The following is a 19750-nucleotide window of genomic DNA, read 5'->3' as shown; positions in this document are numbered from 1 at the left end:
ACGCTGTCTGGCCCTGCGCAACGACCCGGGGCGGAGGCTCGCGGACGGAGGCGTTTTGTCGCCACCCCCTTGCCGAGGCAGCCCTGGCGCCTTACACGGATGACGCGAGGCCACGTCCTCCCCCAGCATCGCGGGTGCATGTCCGGGACGGCCCGGCCCTTGGAGAGGAGGGCCGCGCATGGCCTGGATCGCATTGCTGGTTGCCGGCGTCCTGGAGATCGTCTGGGCGTTCCTGATGAAGCAGTCGGACGGCTTCACCCGGCCGGTGCCGACCATCCTGACCATCGTCGCCATGATCGCCAGCTTCGGCCTGCTGGCGGTGGCGATGCGCAGCCTGCCGCTCGGCACCGCCTACACCGTCTGGACCGGCATCGGCGCCGTCGGCGCCTTCGTGGTCGGCGTCGTCGTGCTCGGCGAGGCGCTGAGCCCCGCCCGCGTGATCGCCGCCCTCTTGATCCTGACCGGCCTGGTCCTGATGAAGACGTCGTCCCCGGCCTAGCTCTCGCCCCGTGCCGGCGGCGGCGCGGCCAGCGCCGGCATGCCGGCGAAACGGATCCAGCCGGCCAGGGCGACGGCGCCGTAGGCGGCGGCGCCGGCCAGCATGACGCCGGCGGCGCCGAGCCCGGCGCAGGCCGCCGGCGCCGCCAGCATGGCGAGGAGGAGGCCGGACGCGTTGACGATCAGCGAGGCTCGCATCGCCGCCGCGATGTCGGCGGCCGGAATGAGGATCTGGCGCAGCGCCGCGGCTGCGATGTCCTTCAGCGGCCCGCCGAAGCCGGAGACCGCCGCCGCGGCGGCGAAGGCGGGCCGCTGCAGGGGCGGCGGCACCAGCGGCGTGCAGGCGAGCGCCATGAGCCCGATCCCGGCGCCGGTCATGGCCACCCCGGAGAAGATCAGGCCGGCGGGCCGGGCCGGCAGCGGCCGGCTGCCGACGATCAGGTTGGCGGCGAGGTTGCTGAAGCCGTAGCAGGAGAACACCAGGCCGTAGAGGCCGAGCCCTGCCGCGCCCGACGCGCCGAAGCCGCCGATGGCGAGCGGCACGGCCAGGAAGAACACGGTGTACCAGACCCCGTTGAGCAGGCCGCCGGCGGCGAGGAGATAGCCGAGCAGCGGCTCGCGCCGGGCCGCCCGGAAGCCGCGCACCAGGCTCCCGGCCGGGGCCAGGCCGGTGCGGACCCGCGGCATCCGCGGCAGCCGCACGGACGCGACCGCGGCGGCGGAGGTGAGGAAGCTCACCGCGTCGAGGGTGAAGACATGCACCGGCGGCAGGCCTGCCCCCGCCAGCGCGATCAATCCGGGGCCGATCAGGCGTGCCAGCCGGTCGGTGGCGTCCAGGAGGCCGTTGGCGGCGACGAGCAGGCCGGGCTCGACCACCAGCGCCGGCAGGACCGTCTGCAGCGCCGGCTCGAAGAAGGCCTCGCCCGCGGCGAGCACCACCACCGCGGCACCCAGCAGCCACGGGTCCGGCCGGCCCTCGGCCAGCCACGCCAGGACGAACAGCGCCAGCACCAGGCAGCGGCAGAGGTCCGCCCCGACCATGGTCCGGCGGCGGTCCCAGCCGTCCGCCAGGCTGCCGCCGAACGCGGCGGTGAGCAGCACGATGGCCGCCTTGGCGGCCGAGAGATAGCCGGCGGCCGGACCGAAGGCGTCGACCGCGACCCAGCCGAGCGCCACCAGGTTGAGCTGGTCGCCGAGAGCCGAGAAGGCCAGGCCCGACCAGACCAGGGCCAGGGGCGGGTGGCGAAGAGGGGCGAGGATCCGCATCGGCGGTGGAGGACTCCGCTTTGTCGCAGCCGAGCCGGCCGCAGCTCCCTGGCCGATCCGTCGCACCATGCTTAGCCGCCGGGCCCGGCCGGCTCAATCCCGTCTCCGCCCCGCCATATCGGCCTCGACGCGGACGCCGCCATCGGCCAAGCTCGGGCACCGCCACAGGAGGCCTTGCCATGCAGATCGATCTGACCGGCCTGCGCGCCCTCGTCACCGGCTCGACCGCCGGCATCGGAGCCGCCGTCGCCGAGCGCCTCGCCGCCAGCGGCGCCGAGGTCGCGGTCAACGGCCGCACCGCCGGCCGGGTGGCCGCCGCCGTGGAGGCGCTGCGGGCCAAGGTCCCGGCCGGCCGGTTCCATCCAGCCCCGGGCGACGTCGCGACGGCCGCCGGGGCCGAGGCGATCCTGGCCGCGGCGGGCGCGGTCGACATCCTCGTCAACAACGCCGCCTGGTTCGAGCCCAAGCCCGCCTTCGAGATCCCCGACGAGGACTGGCGCAAGGCCTTCGAGGTCAACGTCCTCAGCGCTATCCGCCTGACCCGGGCCCTTGCCCCTGGAATGCGCGAGAAGGGCTTCGGCCGCATCCTGTTCATGGCGTCGGAATCCGCGCTGCAGGTGCCGACGGAGATGATCCATTACGGCATGAGCAAGACCGCGCTGCTCTCGGTCGCGCGCGGCTTCGCCCAGGCGCTGGAGCGGACGGGCGTGACGGTCAATGCCGTGCTGCCGGGCCCGACCCTCTCGGAGGGCGTCGGCGCCTTCGTCGACAAGCTGGCCGCCGACCAGGGCACCACCCCGGCGGCGATCGAGACGGGCTTCTTCGAGCGGGCCCGGCCCACCTCGCTGCTGAAGCGCTTCATCGATCCGGTGGAGATCGCCAACGTCGTCGCGTTCCTGTGCTCGCGCGAGGCTTCGGCGATCACCGGCGCGCCGGTCCGGGCCGACGGCGGCGTCGTCCTATCGATCGCCTGACGGAGCCCGAATTGCGCCCGCCCTCGGGAACGGCTAAGCAGGACGCCGTGCCAACCCTGGACGAAAGGAGGGCTCACGTGATCACGTTCTTTCGCCACCACCGTCAGCGCGGCCCGGTCCACGCCCTGCAAGCCGCCTTGCAGGGCTGACCAGGGACGCTCGTCGTCGACCTTCGCCTCCCGGTCTGCCCGTCATGACCGCGTGGCCTCGAGCCTGAGGGCTCGCGTGCTGCGCATCTCGTCATATCGCACCGAGTCGGAGCCGCCGCGCCCTGCGCGGGCTGGCGGCCGCTCGGGCAGACCTGGGAACCACAATGGCACTGATTCACCTGAGGGCCCTCGGCGTCACGCTGAGCGAGCCGCTCTTTTCCGACCTCGACCTCACCGTCGCCGCCGGTGACCGCCTCGGCCTCGTCGCCGCCAACGGCCGGGGCAAGTCGACGCTGCTGCGCTGCATCGCCGGCGCCGTCGAGCCGACCGCCGGCACGGTCGTCCGCGCGCGCGGGCTGCGCATCGCCCATGTCGAGCAGGACGTCCCGCCCGCCTTGCACGACCTGACCGTCCAGGCCGCGGTCCGCCGGGCGCTGCCGGCGGAGCAGGCCGCCGCCGAGACCTGGCGGGTCGACGTCGCGCTCGACGCGCTGGAAATCCCCGAGCCCCTGCGCGTGCGGCCGCTCCGGGCGCTGAGCGGCGGCTGGCAGCGCCTCGCCATGCTGGCCTGCGCCTGGGTCACCGATCCCGGCCTGCTGCTCCTCGACGAGCCGAACAACCATCTCGACCTCGCCAGGCTCGCGCGGCTCGAGGCCTTCCTGAACGGCCTGCCGCGGGACGTCGCCGTGGTCCTCGCCAGCCATGACCGCGCCTTTCTCGACGCGACCACGGCCCGGACGCTGTTCCTGCGTCCGCAGGCATCCGAGACCTTCCCCCTCCCCTATGGCCGGGCGCAGGCGGCCCTCGCCGGGATCGACGCGGCGCAGGCGCGCGAGTACCAGCGCGACCTCAAGACGGCGCAGCAATTGCGCCGTCAGGCCGCCAAGCTCCACAATATCGGCGTCAACTCCGGCAGCGACCTCCTGACGGTGAAGACCCGGCAGTTGCGCCAGCGGGCGGACCGGCTGGAGGAGGCGGCGCGGCCGGCCCACCGGGAACGGTCGGCCGGCACCATCCGCCTCGCCGGGCGCGACACCCATGCCAAGGTCCTGGTCGGCTTCGACGACGCGCGGGTCGAGACGCCGGACGGCACGCTGCTGTTCCGCACCGGCCGGCTCACCATCGGCCTGGGCGACCGCGTCGTGCTGCTGGGACGCAACGGCGCCGGCAAGTCGCGCCTGGTGAGCCTCGTGCGCCAGGCGGTGGCCGAGCCGGGACCGGCGACGGCGGCCGTCCGGGCAACGCCGTCGCTGGTGCTCGGCCACAGCGACCAGGCCTTGTCGGAGCTCCGGGCCGAGGAGACGCCGCACGGCCTCGTCTGCCGGCGCTTCGAGGTCGGCGACCAGCGCGCCCGCGCCCTGCTGGCGGGCGCCGGCATCGCCGTCGACCGGCAGGGCCGGGCCATCGCCACGCTCTCGGGCGGACAGCGGGCGCGGCTGGCCATGCTCGTCCTGCGGCTGACCCGCCCGAGCTTCTACCTCCTGGACGAGCCGACCAACCACCTCGACATCGAGGGCCAGGAGGCGCTCGAGGCCGAGCTGAAGGCGCAGGGAGCGACGGCGCTGCTGGTCTCGCACGACCGCAGCTTCGTCAGGGCCGTCGGCAACCGCTTCTGGCTGATCGAGAACCGGCGCCTGGTCGAGGTGGAGAGTCCGGAGGCGTTCTTCGCCGCCGAGGCCGCGACCTGACCATCGCCATCCGCGGTCCCGGCCGGCGGTGCCGGGGCCGCGTCGATCTTCCGGCGGAAAGGCAAGATCAAGTCGAGTGAGGCCGGTGCACCCGGAGCCGCAGATCTATCCCCCCACCATCAGCTTGACGATCTCGTCATGGCTGGTGTCGGCGATGCGCCGCTCGCCGGCCAGGCTGCCGCGGCGCAGCACGACGATGCGGTCGGACACCGCGAAAATGTCCTGCAGGTTGTGCGAGATGAAGATGATGCCGCGCCCCTGCGCCTTCAGCGTCTTGATCAGCGATACGACCTTGCGCTGCTCCGGCACGCCGAGCGCCGCGGTCGGCTCGTCCATGATCAGGACGCGGGCGTTCCAGTAGATCGCCCGCCCGATCGCCACCGCCTGGCGCTGGCCGCCGGAGAAGCGCCCGACCGGCGCATCGAGCCGGCTGACGTGGAAATCGAGCCGCGCCATGGTTTCCTTGGCCGCCTGCGCCATCATCGGCCGGTCTAGCACCGGCAGAAAGCCGAACAGCCGCTTCACCGGCTCGCGGCCGAGGAAGATGTTGGCGCCGATGGAGAGATTGTCGGCGAGCGCCAGGTCCTGGTAGATCGTCTCGATGCCGTGGGCGCGGGCCGCCTCCGGGGTGGCGAAGCTCACCGGCTCGCCGGCGAAGCGGATCTCGCCGCCGTCGGCCGCATGCACGCCGGAGATGGTCTTGATCAGGGTCGACTTGCCGGCGCCGTTGTCGCCGGCCAGCGCCACGACCTCGCCGGGATGGAGCGCCATCGACACGCCCTTCAGGGCTTCCACGCCGCCGAAGCGCTTGGAGACCGAGCGGACGTCGAGGATGGGCTCGGAGGAGCTGGGTGTCGTCACTGCCGGTCTCCCCCGAGCTTGCGCTGCGTCTGGTCGACCAGCACCGAGATGATGATGACGACGCCGACGGCGACGAACTGCCAGAACGGCTCGACATTGATGAAGACCAGGCCGTACTGGATCACCGCGATGACCAGCGCGCCGGCGACCGTGCCGAGGATGGTGCCGGAGCCGCCGAACAGGCTGGCGCCGCCGATGACCACGGCGGCGATGGAATCGAGCAGCAGCGGCTCGCCGGCCTGGGCCGCGCCGGCGGTGAAGCGCGCGGCATAGAGCACCCCGCCGAGGCCGGCGCAGAGGGCCGAGAGCAGGTAGAGCCTGCGCTTGTGCCGGTCGACATTGATGCCGGCCCGCAGCGCCGCCTGCTCGCTGGCGCCGATGGCATAGGTGTGCTGGCCGAAGCGCGTCTGCGACAGGAGGTAGTGCATCGCCAGGACGAACAGGACGGCGACGATGACGACGATGGGAACGCCGTAGACCCGGCCGTTGCCGAGCGTGGCGAACCAGGCGTTGCTGACGGGCACCGTGGTGCCGCCGGCGAGGAGATAGGCGACGCCCTTGGCGACGCCGTACATGCCGAGCGTGCCGATGAAGGGCGGGACCTTGAGCTTGGCGATCAGCAGCCCGTTGACGAGGCCGGGCCCGAGCGCGATCACCAGGCCCGCCAGGATGCCGACCAGCATGGCGGCGAAGGGCGGCAGGGATTGGCCGGCAAAGTTGGTCACATGCGCGGCGACGACCGCGGCCAGGCCCATGATGAAGCCGACCGAGAGGTCGATGCCGCCGGAAATGATGACGAAGGTGGAGCCGAGCGCCAGCAGCAGCGGCGCCACGGTGAAGATGGCGATGGACTGGGCGTTGGCGCTCGAGAACACGAAGCTCTGGCCGTAGGCGACGCGCGACCAGACCTCGAAGAAGATCAGCAGCATGACCAGAAACAGCCACGCCTGCATGGCTGCGACATGGGCGAGCACCTGGCGCGCCGGAGAGAGCGCCGGGGCTGCATGCGCTTGCGTCGAGGTATGGGCGGACATGCGCCACTCCGTGGGTGCGGAACCATGGACGCGCCGCCGGGCCGGGCCGGCGGCGGCAGGTTGATCGTGTTGCGCTTGCGACGGGATGACCGCCTGCGTCAGGCGCAACGCGGGTGGCTCAGTCCTTGTAGATGAACCGCGCCACCTCGGGCTGGTCGACGTTCGACTTGTCCATCACGGTGAAGCCGGTGCCGATCAGCACCGGGATCGACTGGCCGGTGAGGTGGGCATAGGCCGACATGACGCCGTAATAGCCGATCTCGGCCGGGTGCTGGGCAATGGCGATGTCGACCAGGCCGGTCTTGATGTTGTCGACGATCGAGGGCGGCGCGTCGAAGGCGACGACCTTGATCTTGCCGGACTGGCCGGCCTGCTGCACGCCGTTGGCGGCGCCGAGGGCGGAGAACAGGTTGGCGCCGAACACGCCGTCGAGGTCGGGATTGCGGGCGAACACCGACTGGAGCTGGCTCGCCGCCTTGTTGGCGTCGTCGTCGTTGTACTGGGTCTCCAGCACCTGGATGTTCGGATAGTTCTTCATCTCGTCCTTGAAGCCCTCCTCGCGCTGGTCGGTGGTGGAGACGCCGGGCTTGACGTTGGAGACGTAGACCTTGCCCTTCTCGCCGACGGCCTTGGCCAGGGCCCGGGCCGCGATGCGCCCGCCGAGCACGTTGTCGGAGGCGATGTAGGCGAGCGGGAAGTCGGCGTCGCCGGCGCCGCTCTGGTACTTGCCGGTGCCGATGAAGGTGTCGACGGTGATGACCGGGATGCCCGCATCGGCCGCCTTCTTCAGCGGCTGCACCAGCTGCACCTTGTCGGTGGGGGCGATCAGGATGGCGTCCGGCTTGCGGGCGATGATGGCGTCGAGCACCGGCACCTGCAGCACCGGGTTGAACTCCGGCGCGCCCTGGAACACCAGATCGGCGCCGACCGCCTTGGCCGCGGCCTCGGCGCCCTTGCGCATGGTGATGTAGAAGCCGTCCGTGGTCAGGCCGGGAATGAGGGCGATGGTGAACTTCTTGTCCTCCGCCCGGGCCGCCGGGCTGGCCAGAATGCCGGCCCCGAGGGCGAGAGCGGCCAGCGCTGAGATGATCGTCTTCATGGCGTTTCCTGTTGTTGTTCGCTGAACGGCAGTGCAAGACCACGCGCACCGCGCCCCGCCCCTCTGGCGGGGACGGTGGCACGGTTGTCGTCACACCCCGGCGCAGCGGCGCCGCGCCAGGGCCTTTCGGCCGGATGCGGGGCCATCGCCGCGGGCGGGCCCCGATCCGGCATTGCCATCCCGCGGCGGGCCCGGATGCCCGGGCGCCTCGCGGAGACGGGCGGCGCGAGCGCCGCCTTGTTCGATCGGATTGGAACTGTCGGACCTTCGGAAAAGGCGGACGTGCCGCCGGGGCGCCGATCGTCGGCGCCGCTGCGCCGGCCGCAAGGCCGGCACATCCTCCCCTCCTGCAATCCCTCCCGCGTTCTTAATCGGTGTTGATCGGAGCCTAGTGGTGGCCTGCACATAGGTCAATCCGATATTTGACGTGAGCCAAGTTTTGCGGTTCCCTGGCCGTCATGCCGGTCCCGGCCGCCGCAGCGGCCGGCCGCTCCGCCCTGCCATGGACAGCCGCCTTGCCGTGGCGGCTGAGGGCCGGCGCCACCGATGTGCCACGCGCCAATTCGAAAATTTCCTCGCGCAAAATTCTATGCTAGGGTAACGGCCTTCGAGCTGGAGGGAATACGCCTGCCGACGACGTCGCGCCTTTCGATATGCCGGCTAAGCGACGGCTTGGCGGCGTCCGAGGGAGCGGGGGCGGCGGCGGGCGCAAAGGACGCGCATGATCGACCGCAAGATCAGGAACATGGCCGAGTTCTCGGCGCTGAGCGGCATTTCCCGGCCCACGGTCTCGAAATATTTCAACGACCCCAACAGCGTGCGCAAGTCGACCCGTGCGCTGATCGAGCAGGCGCTGGCGAAATACGAGTATCGGCCGAACCTGTTCGCGGTGAACCTGAACAAGCGCCGGCCCCGGATCATCGGCGTCATCGTGCCGGACACGGCCGACACGTTCTTCTCCGAGCTCGTGCGCCGCATCGAGATCCGCTGCGTCGACAAGGGGTATCTGGCCATCGTCCTGTCCTCGCGCGGCGACGCCCAGCTCGAGGCGCGCTCGATCGAGACGCTGCTGTCGCTGAAGATCGCCGGCGCCATCGTCGCGCCGCTCGGCATCCATTCCGACATGGCGCTGATGCGCAGCCTCAGGGCGCGCATCCCGATCGTGTTCCTCGATTCCCGCCTCGACGACGACACGCCCTTCGTCGGCACCGACAATTTCCAGAGCGTGCCGCTGATCACGGAATATCTGTGCCGCACCGGCGAGCGGCCGACCTATTTCGACATGCCGGCGGTCAACCACAACGCCAGCGAGCGTAAGCTCGCCTATGTCAAGGCGATGCAGCGCCTCGGCCTCAAGCCCGAGATCATCACCGTCGGCCCGCAGAACGACTGGCGCTTCGAGGACATCGCCTTCGCCGAGACGCTGCGGGTGATCGACGGGCCGGGCTTTCCGACCCGCACCATCCTGTGCGCCAACGACCGCTGCGCCGTCGGGGTGATGGCGGCGGCCTATCAGCGCGGCCTGCGCATCGGCCGCGAGCCCGGCTGCGACATCCGCATCGCCGGCCATGACGACCAGCCGCTGAGCCGCTACGGCTGCCCGCCCCTCACCACCGTGGCACAGGACTTCGAGCGCCTGGCGCAGACCAGCGTCGACATCCTCCTCAAGCGCATCGAGGCCGGCGAAGCGGATGCGCAGGACCCGCGGCCCGAGCTGGTGCGCCTGGAGGCGAAGCTGGTGATGCGCGCCTCGGCGTGAGAGCCGCCGCCGACGAGGAAACCCTTCTCCCCCTGGGAGAGGGGCAGGGGTGAGGGACTAAACGCGTCACCAGTAAAATACAGGTCCAAGCAACGACAGGTAAAATGCTCTGTCCTTTCCGGTAAAGCTCAGTCCCTCACCCCTACCCCTCTCCCAAGGGGAGAGGGGTTCTCCGCGCTACTTCGATTCACTTGTTCGCCAACGCTTCCTAAACACCGGCCGCGAGAGCAGCCATCTCGGCAATGCGGGATCGAACCAGGTCGATATCTCCGAACACGAGTGCGTTCGGAAATCGCAACACGATGAACCCTCTTGCTTCGAGCTCGCTCGTTCGCTCCGCATCGTATTCCCGGCTCCACCCATGGTGCCTGCCGTCAAGCTCGACGATCAAGCGCCTCTCGATGCATAGGAAATCCACGGTATAGGCAAGCAACGGAACTTGCCGCCTGAATTTCAAGCCAGCGAGGCGGCGGCCGCGGACCGCCTGCCAAAGAACATCTTCGGCTTTGGTCGCACGGGCTCGAAGATGTCTTGCGAATTGCCGGTGTTCGGTGGCCATCGGCCGAAGCTGGCACCTTGCTTGTCCTGCGTCTAGACCCTCACCCCTGCCCCTCTCCCAGGGGGAGAGGGGTTCTGATCTCATCGCCCACCACCTCGAAGGCCAGGGCCGCGGCCCCGACCAGGCCGGCATTGTCGCCGAGCGCCGCCCGGACCACCGGCACGTCGCGGAACGGCGCCATGGCGGCGGTGCGGATCCGGGCGGCAATGCCGGGGTGCAGCGCGGGAAAGCCGTGGGCCACGCCGCCGCCGACGATGACGATCTCGGGGCTGTAGAGGTGCAGCAGGCCGGCAATGCCAAGGCCGAGGATGTCGGCCTCCTCGGCGACCAGCGCCGCGGCGAGGGCGTCGCCCGCGGCGGCGGCCTCGAACACGGCCCGCGCATCGATCGGTCCGGCGAGCTGCGTCCCCGGCGTGCGCGCCGCCTGCTCCCGGGCCCGGCGCGCGAAGGCCGGGCCGGCGCCATAGGCTTCCCAGCAGCCGCGATGGCCGCAGGAGCACGGCGCGCCGTCGCGCATGATGGTCATGTGGCCGACATGGCCGGCCATGCCGCGGCGCCCCCGCAGCAGGCGGCCGTCCGAGACCACGCCGCCGCCGATGCCGGTGCTGACGGTGACATAGACCAGGTTGGCATGGCCGCGGCCGGCGCCGAAGCGCCATTCGCCCAAGGCCGCGGCGATGCCGTCGTTCTCCAGCCGCACCGGCCGGTCGAAGCGCTCGGCCAGCAGCCGCGCCAGCGGCAGGTCGACGAAGCCGGCGAGGGTCGGCAGCCCGAGGGCCGTGCCGGTCCCGGTGTCGAGCGGGCCCGGCGCCGCCACGCCGATGCCGGCGAGATCCGCGGCGGGCACGCCGGTCGAGACGGCCTCGGCCACCCAGTGCAACTGGTCGATGACGATCTCCGGGCCGGCCGCGGCGGCCGTGGCCACGGCGGCGCGCGCCTGGATATAGCCGCCTTCATCGACCAGCGCCGCGCGCACCTGGGTGCCGCCGAGATCGAGACCGATGGCGAGGCGCGGCATGTCAGAGCCCGTGCAGCCAGGCCATCCGCGCCGACAGGTCCGGCGCGCCGAAGGCGAGCGAGCCGAGCACCACGGTCTCGGCGCCGGCGGAGCGCAGCAGCGGCACGGTGTGCTCGCGGATGCCGCCGTCGGCGGCGAGGACGATGCGCCGGCCTGCGCCGCTCGCCGCGATCAGCATCTTCGCCTCGGTGAGCCTCGCTGTGGCCCGCGCATCCAGCCCGACGCCCTTGATGCCGATGGCGGTGCCGAGCAGCGTCACGAAGCTGAGGCGCGGCAGATAGGGCGCGACGGCGGCGACGGGCGTGTCGACCTGCAGCACCAGGCCGGCCGGCACGCCGGCGGCTTCGAGGCGGTCCAGCGCCGCGCCGGCATTGGCGTTCTCCAGGTGGACGCTGACGAGGTCGCTGCCCGCCTCGACGAACTGGTCGACCTGCGGCAGCAGGATGGCGTCGGCCGCCATCAGATGCACGTGCACCGGCAGGGCCGAGGTCCGCTTCACCGCCGCGACCAGATCGGGGAAATAGAGCAGCGCCGGCGCGAAATGGCCGTCGGCGACGTCGATGTGCAGCACGTCGGCATGGGGGGCGATGCGGACGAGGTCGTCGGCGAGGCGCACCAGATCCGCCGACCACATCGAGAACTCGCCGATCAGCCGCTCGCGCGGCAGCACGTCGATCCAGGTCGGGGACATCGGACTTCCTCCAGGCAGACGGGACGGGGTCGCGGCGATTTCACTGAGGTCACTATGTTTGGTTTGAAACCAAACATAGTGACGATGCACGGTCAAGCTGCCCTGCGCGGAACCAGCCGGCTGAGGCGCAGGCACCTCGGGCGGGTACCCTCGCGCACACGATAGCATCCCCATCCGCGCGACCGTGGCGGGTCGAAGACGGAGCGTTCACCGCAGCCCTCGATCCATGACGGGCCGATCCAGACCGCAAACCCCACCGGCGCCGGCCCCTCGCCATGGCCCCATGGCCCGTTTCCCTTCCCGCCGCCGCCGCCCTAAGCTCGCGCGTGGCGCGCCGCCGCGCCGATCGGAGCGCCCTTCATGTCGATGCCCCGTGCCGTGCGGCACATCAACGAGGTCCGGACGCTGGAGGCGCTGTTCCGGGCGGGGCCGATGAGCCGGGCCGAGCTGGCGCGCGATCTCGGCCTGACGCGCTCGACCGCGAGCAGCATCGTCGCCGGGCTGGTGCGCGAGGGCTTCGTGGCCGAGGCCGCCGAGCCGATGGAGCGTGACGGCCGGACCGGGAGGCCGGGCACGCAGGTGCGGCTCAATCCGGGGCACGCCGTCTTCCTCGGCGCGGATATCGGCGTCGGCCGCTGCACCGTGGTGGCGCTCGACCTCGAAGCGAGGGTGGTGGCCCGCGCTGCCCGGCCCTTCGACCCCGCCGGCGCCGGGCCCGAGGCGGTGGCCGACGCCCTCGCCGCCCTGATCCGGGGTGTCGTCGCGGCGCTTGCCGACCCCGCCGCCCTGCGCGGCCTCGGCGTCGCCGTGCCCGGCCTGATGGACCGCGACGGCACGCTGCTGCGCGCGCCGATCCTGCGCTGGGCCCATGTGCCGATCCTGCGCCTGATCGCGGAGCGGCTGCCGGAGCTCGGGCCGATCGCGGCCGAGAACGATGCCAATGCCTTCGCCGCCGCCGAGCTCTACCGCGCCGGCCGCGCCGCGCCGCGCGAGGCGCTCTATGTCGTGCTCGACGCCGGCGTCGGCGGCGGCCTGGTGAGCGAGGGCCGCCTGCTGCGCGGCCAGGAGGGCTATGCCGGCGAGATCGGCCATGTCTTCGTCGGCGACGGCGGCTTTGCCGAGGCCGACACCCTGCCCGGCGCGCTGGAGAGCTTCGTCGGCCGCGCCGCGGTGCTGGCGCGGCACCGTGCCCATGGCGGGGCGGCGGAGACGATCGAGGCGCTCCTCGCCGCGCTCGATGCCGGCGAGGCCGCCGCGGCCGCCACCCTGGCCGACTGGTCGCACTATCTCGGCCGCGGCCTCGCCACGCTGGTGAGCGTGCTCAATCCCGGGGCGATCGTGCTCGGCGGCGCGGTGGCGCCGCTCTTTTCCCGGGCCGAGGCGGCCGTGACCGCCTCGTTGCGCCGGCACCTGCTGCCAGGCCACCCGATCCCCAGCCTGGCGCTATCGCCCCTCGGCCCGGACGGCCCCGCCGTCGGCGCCGCCTGCCTGCTGCACCAGCGCCTGCTCACGATCGACGAGGGCCTGGTGTTCGGCACCCGCGGCGAGACGGCGGGCGGGGGTTAGCCGCCGATCACTGCAGCGCGAAGGGACTTCGAGCGCCTGGCTCAGAACAGCGTCGACATCCTCCTGAAGCGTATCGAGGCCGGCGAGGCGGATGCGTGGGAACCCCGGCCCGATCTGGTGCGCCTGGAGGCAAGGCTGGTGATGCGCGCCTCGGCGTGAGGGAAAGGCTGGAACCCCTCTCCCTCCGGGAGAGGGGTTCTCGAGCCTACCGCCCCTCGCCCTCGAGCATGACGGCGATCCCCAGGATCTGCACCTCCTGCGGCAGCTCCAGCAGGAATTCCGGGTCGCGCTCGAGATGGTGGATGCGGCGCGGATCGTCGCCGGCGAAGCGCGACATCGCCGCAACGCTCTCCCAATAGGAGATGGTGACGAACTCGCTGGCCTCGGGCCGGTCTTCGCGCAGGAGCTGCACCCCGAGCGCGCGCCTGGCCAGCGGCACGATGCCGTGCTCATGGAGGTAGCGGCCATAGTCCTCCGCCTTGTCCGGCGCCGTGCGGCCGCGCCAGATGCGGGCGACGGTGGGGCGCGGCGAATGGGATGCAGTCATGGCCCTCTCCTCGTGCGGTGTTAGCCCTGCACATCGACTATAACCATCAAAATTCATTTAGACAGTTATGTCAATTGAGCCTCGGCCCGGCCGTCCCGCCCGGCCCGGCCGCCGCCTTGAAATTGCCGGCGGACTGGCCAGACTGGCCGCGCCGGCGCCCGATGGGCCGGGCAAGACGGGCAAGTCCTGCCGAGGAGGCTGACGATGAAACGATGGCTCGCGATGGCGGCCCTGACGATGGCGGCCTGGCCGGCGCAGGCCCAGACCCTGGCCGATGTCGAGGCCCGTCAGCAGGCGGTGATCGAGGCCTGGGAGAAGACGCCGCTGACCCAGCGCCGCGCCATCTTCGTCACCGCCAGGCCCTCGGCCTACGGCGCCTATGTCGAGCGCTCCTCGAACGTGTTCAAGCCGGGCGAGCCGCTGGTCACCTATGTCGAGCCGGTCGGCTATCTCTGGAAGGAGACGGCGCCGGACACGTACAGCTTCGGCATCCTCGCCGATTTCCTGGTCACCTCCCCGTCCGGCGACGTGCTCGGCGGCAAGGAGGGCTTCGTGCGCTACGTCCAGGAGAGCCATTACCGCAACCAGGAGCTGATGCTGACCCTGACGCTGAACCTGACCGGAGCGCCGCCCGGCAAGTACATCGTGAAATACACCATCCACGACGTGAACAGCGCCAAGGCCTCGACCTTCCAGCAGCCCTTCGAGGTCGCGAACTGAGGGCGTCGTCCACCAATAACGGCTTCAGGCAATAAGAAGTGTGCACCCCCTCTCCCAGCCGGGAGAGGGGTTCCCCGCGCCACTTCGTCCAAGCGGCGCTCGCATCCATCCCTGCTCCGACCTCGCGGGCACCCCTTGCCCAGCGTCGCTCTTGCCTTGCTGGATTTATTTGGTAACTTTCCTAACTAAGTGGCGCATGGGTGCCGCGCGGGGAGCGATGCGGTGTCGGAAGGAGCGCATGGGCCGGCCGTGATCGGCGCCGATGCCGGCGAGCCGGCGGTGGCGGGCGTCGATATCGGCGGCACCAAGACGCGGATGGTGCTGAGCCGGCGCGGGCAGGTGCTCGCCGACCGCACCGTGCCGACCGCCGACTGGCGCCGTGCCGGCAATGTCGCCGATGCCGCCGGCCTGCTCGGCCTCGTCGCCGGCCTGGCACCGCTCGCGCCGGCGGCCCTGGTGGTCGGCGCCCATGGCTGCGACACCGCCGGCGAATGCCAAGCCTTCGAGGCGGCCCTGGCTCCGCTGACGCCCGCGCCGGTGCGGGTGGTCAACGATGCCGAGCTGATGGCGCCGGCCGCGGGCCTGGAGGGCGGCGTCGGCGTGGTGGTCGGCACCGGCTCGATCGCCGTCGCCCGGCTCGACGACGGCACCATGCTCACCGCCGGCGGCTGGGGCTGGATCCTCGGCGACGAGGGCAGCGCCCCCTCGCTGGTGCGCGAGGCCGGCCGGGCGGTGCGCCTGGCCGTCGACCGCGGCGAGCCGCGCGACCCCCTGCACGACGCGCTGCTGGCCAGCCTCGGCATCGCCGACGTCACCGAGATCGGGCGCACCCTCAACGCCATCGCCGACGCCGCGGCGGTCGGCAGCCATGCCCGTGCCGTCTTCGCCGCCGCCGAGGCGGGCTCCGCCCTCGCCGGCCGGGTGATCCGCGAGGCCGGCCGCTTCCTGGCCGAGCTGGTCGAGCGCATCGCCCGGCGCGGCGCCAGCATCGCCCAGGTCGTGGCCGGCGGCGGCGTGATCGCGGCGCAACCCATCCTGATGACCGCCTTTGCCGAGGAGATGGCGCACGCCTTCCCGCTGGCGCGGGTGCAGCTCCTGCAGCGCCCGCCCGTGTTCGGCGCGGTGGTCCTGGCCGAGCGGCTCTCCGGGACGCAGCGCCCGGCCGCGGCGGGGAGCGCGCCGTGACGGGCCTGGCCACCGCACCCGAGGCGACCCTGCATGCGGCGCCGGCCGCGCCGATGCGCATCGTGCCGCACCGGCGCTGGGGCAGCAGCCTCGCCGCAACGCTGCTGGTGCTCTTCCTCGCCGGCTTCCTCGCGCTGATCGCCACCGGCGGCGGCGTGCGCTGGGCGGTGATCCCCGGCTACATCTTCGACCCGACCATCCTCGCCGGCGTGCGGCTGACCCTGGTGTTCACCGTGCTGGCCATGCTGATCGGCACCGCCGGCGGCGTGGTGCTGGCGGTGATGCGGCTGTCCGACAATGCCGTGCTGGTCAATCTCAGCCGGCTCTACATCTGGTTCTTCCGGGCGACGCCGCTCCTGGTGCAGATCATCTTCTGGTTCAACATCCAGCTCTTCATCCCGCGCATCGTCCTCGGCCCGATCGACCTGTCGATGAACGCGCTGATCTCGGCCTTCACCGCCGCCCTGCTCGCCCTCAGCCTCAACGAGAGCGCCTACATGGCCGAGATCGTGCGCGGCGGCCTCAACGCGGTCGACCGCGGCCAGGCCGAGGCGGCCACCGCCCTCGGCTTCACGCCGCTGCAGACGCTGCGCCACGTCGTGCTGCCCCAGGCGCTGCGCGTCGTCATCCCGCCGATCGGCAACCAGACCATCTCGATGCTCAAGACCACCTCGCTGGTCTCCGTCGTGGCGGCGCAGGACCTGCTGACCCGGGCGCAGAACATCTATGCCCGCAACTTCCTGATCATCGAGCTCCTGATCGTGGCGAGCCTGTGGTACCTCGTGCTCACCACCCTCGCCTCGATCGGCCAGCACTTCATCGAGCGCCGGCTGGGACGCAGCCATGGCGAGCCGCCGCCCGCCGGGCTCGGCCGCTTCCTGCGCCGCTCCGTGCCCGTGCCGGAGGACGGGCGATGACCGCGCCGATGCTGGAAGCGCGCGGCGTGCGCAAGTCCTTCGGCGCCACCGAGGTGCTGCGCGGCATCGACCTCACGGTCGAGCGCGGCCAGGTCGCCTGCATCCTCGGCCCTTCGGGCAGCGGCAAATCGACCTTCCTGCGCTGCATCAACCACCTGGAGAAGATGAGCGCCGGCCGGATCACGGTCGACGGCCGCCTGGTCGGCTACCGCGAGGGCGCCGGCGTGCTGCACGAGCTCAGCCGCACCGAGCTGGCGCGCCAACGCCGCGACATCGGCATGGTGTTCCAGCGCTTCAACCTGTTCCCGCATCTCGATGTGCTCGGCAACATCATGGCGGCGCCGACGCTGGTGCGCCGGGAGCCCGCCGCCGAGGCCCGCGCCTATGCGCTGGAGCTGCTCGACATGGTCGACCTCGCCGGCAAGGCGAGCGCCTACCCCGCCCAGCTCTCCGGCGGCCAGCAGCAGCGCGTCGCCATCGCCCGGGCGCTGGCCATGCGGCCGAGCCTGATGCTGTTCGACGAGCCGACCTCCGCCCTCGACCCCGAGCTGGTCGGCGAGGTGCTGGCGGTGATGAAGCGCCTCGCCGCCGCCGGCATGACCATGGTGGTCGTCACCCACGAGCTCGGCTTCGCCCGCGAGGCCGCCGACCGCGTCGTCTTCATGGACCAGGGCCGCATCCTCGAGGAGGGCCCGACCGCCGAGACGCTGGAGCACCCGCGCCACGAGCGCCTGCGCGCCTTCCTGGCGCGGGTGCTCTGAGCCCATGCCACAGCCGGGGCGGAGGGGAGCGCCGTCCCGGAAGAACCACCCGCTCCCTGAAAACGAGCAACGAGAGGGGAAGACCATGACACTCACGCGCATCCTGGCGGCCCTGGCGGCCCTGGCGACCGGCGCCGCCCTCCTGGCCGGCACGGCCGCCCATGCCGAGGGGCCCGATCCGGCGCTGCGGGCCAAGCTGCCGGAGGCGATCCAGAAGTCCGGCGTCATCCGGGTCGGCACCGACCCGCACAACGCGCCCTACGTCTTCTACGACGCCGACAACACCACGCTGATCGGGCTGGAGCAGGACCTGGTCAAGGAGATGGCCAGGAAGCTCGGCGTCGAGTTCCAGTTCTCGCCGGCCCAGTTCGCCAGCATCATCACCGCCGTGCAGGCCGACCGCTTCGACATGGGCATCTCGGCCTTCGGCGACTTCGTCAAGCGCGAGGCCATCGTCGACGAGATCGACTACACCTATGAGGGCACCGGCATCATCGTCGCCGCCGGCAACCCGCACAAGGTCGAGAAGATCAGCGACGCCTGCGGATTGAAGGCCGCGGCGGTCCAGGGCTCGATCCCGCTGGAGCTTCTCAACAAGCAGGCGGGCCTGTGCCCGGCGGACAAGCCGCTGGAGGTGCTGCAGTTCCCCTCCGGCGACCAGACCGTGCTCGCCGTGCGCAGCGGCCGGGCCGACGTGCTGATGGATACCTACGGCGTCACCGCCTACACCCTCGCCCACCAGGGCGACGACGCCGGCGGCAGCAAGCTGGAGCTGATCCGCGGCAAGCAATATGCCGTCGGCTACCAGGCGATGATCGTCGGCAAGGACAAGCCGCAGCTGCGCGACGCCATCCAGGCCACGCTCACGGCGATGATCGCCGACGGCACCTACCAGGCCGCGTTCAAGGCATGGGGCCTGGAGGACAACATGCTGAAGACCATCACCATCAACGATGCCGCCCGCTTCGCCGACTACATGAAGCTGGATTGAGCGTGTCCCACCCGTCCGGCGGGCGCCGCTCGCCGGACGTCACCCCCGCCCCTTCTTCACGACAGGACCGATTGCCATGGACTATCGCGCCAGCATCGCGTGGCAACCCGCCAGCCTCGAGGCGAGCCGCAGGGCCGTCGCCGCCGCGCTCGACGGCCTCGACCTCGCGCCGCTGCGCGCCGGCAGCCTCGCCGTGACCGGCATCGGCGCGAGCTATCAGGCCGCCCTCGCCGGCGCGGCCGGGCTCAGGGCGCGGGGCCGGCGCGCCACCGCCGTGCACCCGTCCGACCTCTACGATCCCGCGGTCGATGCGGGCGACGCCATCCTCGCCCTCTCCGCCTCGGGCCGCAGCCGCGAGACCGTGGAGGCGGTGCGGCTGCGGCCGGGCGTGCCGAGCTACGCGCTCTGCCGCGAGGCCGGCAACGCGCTGGCCGAGGCGGCGGGCGCGGTGATCGCCATGGCGAGCGGCGCCGACGGCGGGCCGAACACCACGAGCTACACCGCCTCGCTGCAGGCGTTCGGCCTTCTGGCCGAACGGGCGGCGCCCGGCCCGGCGGCCGACTGGGCCGCCCTGCCGGAGGCGGTGGAGCGCACCATCGCCGCGGTGCGTGAGCCGGCGGCCGCGGCGGCGGCCCTGCTCGCCGGCCGCACCGCCATCGACTGCGTCGGCGCCGGCGCCGCGCTCGGCACGGCCGGCGAGGCCTCGCTGCTGCTGCGCGAGGCGGTGCGCGTGCCCGCCGCGCCGCACGACACGCTCTACATGCTGCACGGCCCGATGGAATCGCTCGATGCGCGCACCGGCCTGATCGTCTTCGGCAACGGCCGCGAGGTGAAGCTGGCCGAGGACATGGCGGCGCTGGGCTGCCCGACGGTGCTGGTCACCGGCCGCGGCGACGTGGCGCCGGCCGGGACCCTCGCCGTCATCCCCGTGCCCGCCTTCGGCAGCCCGCTCGCCGACGCGGTCCTGCAGATCCTGCCGGCGCAGATCCTGGTCGCCGACATGGCCGACGCGGCCGGCCTGACCGACGTCGCCTTCCGCTACCGCCAGACGGATACGAAGTTTCCGCCGAAGGCAGGGTGAGGGGGAAGGCCTCCTGAGACAAGCGCCTGGCTGGCGAAACAGGGCGGAACGGGGCGCTCCATCCGCGGCGTCATGGACGGGCTCGTCCCGTCCATCCACGCGAACTCGGGACGTGCCGCAAAGAGCGTCGGGCCGGCGACGCCCAACATCGTCTTCGTCGCGTGCGCGTGGATGGACCGATCAAGCCGGTCCATGACGTCGAGGTTCTCGCGCAAGGACGGCCGCCCCACCCGCCGCCGTCATGGACGGGCTCGTCCCGTCCATCCACGCGAACTCGGGACGTGCCGCAAAGAGCGTCGGGCCGGCGACGCCCAACATGGTCTTCGTCGCGTGCGCGTGGATGGACCGATCCAGTCGGTCCATGACGTCGAGGTTCTCGCGCAAGG

General features: G+C 71.8%; 20 protein-coding genes. 11 read left to right on the top strand and 9 right to left on the bottom strand.

What is annotated here, in order from left to right:
• Nucleotides 1-178 precede the first annotated feature (178 nt).
• Entirely contained in the window at nt 179-499 is a 321-nt protein-coding gene (locus tag QO011_RS37815; RefSeq protein ID WP_307284375.1) for a DMT family transporter, read from the top strand.
• Here QO011_RS37815 and QO011_RS37810 read toward each other — a convergent pair.
• Nucleotides 496-1764, bottom strand: coding sequence for an MFS transporter (locus QO011_RS37810; protein WP_307284373.1), 1269 nt, complete (start codon nt 1762-1764; stop codon nt 496-498). The genes QO011_RS37815 and QO011_RS37810 overlap by 4 nt on opposite strands.
• 179 nt (nt 1765-1943) lie before the next feature.
• Between QO011_RS37810 and QO011_RS37805 the strand changes: the two genes are divergently transcribed.
• Together QO011_RS37805 and QO011_RS37800 are read left to right on the top strand one after the other, a co-directional pair.
• Nucleotides 1944-2738 (top strand): SDR family NAD(P)-dependent oxidoreductase, encoded by a 795-nt coding sequence (locus QO011_RS37805; RefSeq protein WP_307284370.1) that lies wholly within the window; start codon nt 1944-1946, stop codon nt 2736-2738.
• A 313-nt stretch (nt 2739-3051) separates the two neighbouring features.
• Nucleotides 3052-4575 carry an ABC-F family ATP-binding cassette domain-containing protein gene (locus QO011_RS37800; RefSeq protein ID WP_307284366.1) on the top strand — a complete coding sequence of 508 codons (1524 nt, stop codon included), beginning with the start codon at nt 3052-3054 and terminating at the stop codon, nt 4573-4575.
• 105 nt (nt 4576-4680) lie between these two features.
• Here QO011_RS37800 and QO011_RS37795 read toward each other — a convergent pair whose 3' ends face one another.
• From QO011_RS37795 to QO011_RS37785, 3 genes are all read right to left on the bottom strand, one after another.
• Nucleotides 4681-5436, bottom strand: coding sequence for an ATP-binding cassette domain-containing protein (locus QO011_RS37795; RefSeq protein WP_307284364.1), 756 nt, complete (start codon nt 5434-5436; stop codon nt 4681-4683).
• Nucleotides 5433-6470: an ABC transporter permease subunit gene (locus QO011_RS37790; RefSeq protein WP_307284362.1), complete on the bottom strand. Its 1038-nt coding sequence runs from the start codon at nt 6468-6470 to the stop codon at nt 5433-5435. The genes QO011_RS37795 and QO011_RS37790 overlap by 4 nt, the downstream gene beginning before the upstream one ends.
• Before the next feature lie 118 nt (nt 6471-6588).
• The gene (locus tag QO011_RS37785) at nt 6589-7569 is read right to left on the bottom strand and encodes an ABC transporter substrate-binding protein (RefSeq protein WP_307284360.1); all 981 of its coding nucleotides are present in this window, start codon (nt 7567-7569) and stop codon (nt 6589-6591) included.
• Between the two features lie 721 nt (nt 7570-8290).
• On the opposite strand from QO011_RS37785, the gene QO011_RS37780 reads away from it, so the two are divergent.
• Nucleotides 8291-9328, top strand: coding sequence for a LacI family DNA-binding transcriptional regulator (locus QO011_RS37780; RefSeq protein WP_307284357.1), 1038 nt, complete (start codon nt 8291-8293; stop codon nt 9326-9328).
• A 208-nt stretch (nt 9329-9536) separates the two neighbouring features.
• On the opposite strand, the gene QO011_RS37775 is transcribed toward QO011_RS37780, so the two are convergent.
• Genes QO011_RS37775 through QO011_RS37765 form a run of 3 tightly spaced genes read right to left on the bottom strand, consistent with a single transcriptional unit; the run spans nt 9537 to nt 11596 of the window.
• The gene (locus tag QO011_RS37775; RefSeq protein WP_307284354.1) at nt 9537-9887 is read right to left on the bottom strand and encodes an endonuclease domain-containing protein; all 351 of its coding nucleotides are present in this window, start codon (nt 9885-9887) and stop codon (nt 9537-9539) included.
• Nucleotides 9888-9927: 40 nt separating this feature from the next.
• Nucleotides 9928-10905: an ROK family protein gene (locus QO011_RS37770; protein ID WP_307284351.1), complete on the bottom strand. Its 978-nt coding sequence runs from the start codon at nt 10903-10905 to the stop codon at nt 9928-9930.
• 1 nt (nt 10906) lies between these two features.
• The gene (locus QO011_RS37765; protein WP_307284348.1) at nt 10907-11596 is read right to left on the bottom strand and encodes a ribulose-phosphate 3-epimerase; all 690 of its coding nucleotides are present in this window, start codon (nt 11594-11596) and stop codon (nt 10907-10909) included.
• A gap of 360 nt (nt 11597-11956) precedes the next feature.
• Between QO011_RS37765 and QO011_RS37760 the strand changes: the two genes are divergently transcribed.
• On the top strand, nt 11957-13162 hold the full coding sequence (locus QO011_RS37760) for an ROK family transcriptional regulator (RefSeq protein WP_307284346.1): 1206 nt from the start codon (nt 11957-11959) through the stop codon (nt 13160-13162).
• 205 nt (nt 13163-13367) lie between these two features.
• Here QO011_RS37760 and QO011_RS37755 read toward each other — a convergent pair whose 3' ends face one another.
• Nucleotides 13368-13709: an antibiotic biosynthesis monooxygenase family protein gene (locus QO011_RS37755; RefSeq protein ID WP_307284343.1), complete on the bottom strand. Its 342-nt coding sequence runs from the start codon at nt 13707-13709 to the stop codon at nt 13368-13370.
• 204 nt (nt 13710-13913) lie between these two features.
• Between QO011_RS37755 and QO011_RS37750 the strand changes: the two genes are divergently transcribed.
• From QO011_RS37750 to QO011_RS37725, 6 genes are all read left to right on the top strand, one after another.
• On the top strand, nt 13914-14429 hold the full coding sequence (locus QO011_RS37750) for a hypothetical protein (protein ID WP_307284341.1): 516 nt from the start codon (nt 13914-13916) through the stop codon (nt 14427-14429).
• 222 nt (nt 14430-14651) lie between these two features.
• On the top strand, nt 14652-15614 hold the full coding sequence (locus QO011_RS37745; protein WP_307284338.1) for an N-acetylglucosamine kinase: 963 nt from the start codon (nt 14652-14654) through the stop codon (nt 15612-15614).
• Entirely contained in the window at nt 15611-16531 is a 921-nt protein-coding gene (locus QO011_RS37740; RefSeq protein ID WP_307284336.1) for an amino acid ABC transporter permease, read from the top strand. Before QO011_RS37745 ends, QO011_RS37740 begins: the two co-directional genes overlap by 4 nt.
• Complete coding sequence (locus QO011_RS37735; RefSeq protein ID WP_307284334.1) at nt 16528-17292, top strand: amino acid ABC transporter ATP-binding protein; 765 nt, start codon at nt 16528-16530, stop codon at nt 17290-17292. Before QO011_RS37740 ends, QO011_RS37735 begins: the two co-directional genes overlap by 4 nt.
• A gap of 85 nt (nt 17293-17377) precedes the next feature.
• The gene (locus tag QO011_RS37730) at nt 17378-18283 is read left to right on the top strand and encodes an ABC transporter substrate-binding protein (protein WP_307284331.1); all 906 of its coding nucleotides are present in this window, start codon (nt 17378-17380) and stop codon (nt 18281-18283) included.
• Between the two features lie 76 nt (nt 18284-18359).
• A complete protein-coding gene (locus QO011_RS37725; protein ID WP_307284328.1) occupies nt 18360-19364 on the top strand; it encodes an SIS domain-containing protein in 1005 nt (334 codons plus the stop codon).
• A gap of 180 nt (nt 19365-19544) precedes the next feature.
• Here QO011_RS37725 and QO011_RS37720 read toward each other — a convergent pair.
• Nucleotides 19545-19750 (bottom strand): hypothetical protein (locus QO011_RS37720; RefSeq protein WP_307284325.1); only part of this gene is annotated, 206 nt, incomplete at its 5' end.

This window comes from Labrys wisconsinensis (assembly GCF_030814995.1).
Classification (GTDB): domain Bacteria; phylum Pseudomonadota; class Alphaproteobacteria; order Rhizobiales; family Labraceae; genus Labrys; species Labrys wisconsinensis.
This window is presented reverse-complemented; position numbering and strand designations above follow the sequence as displayed.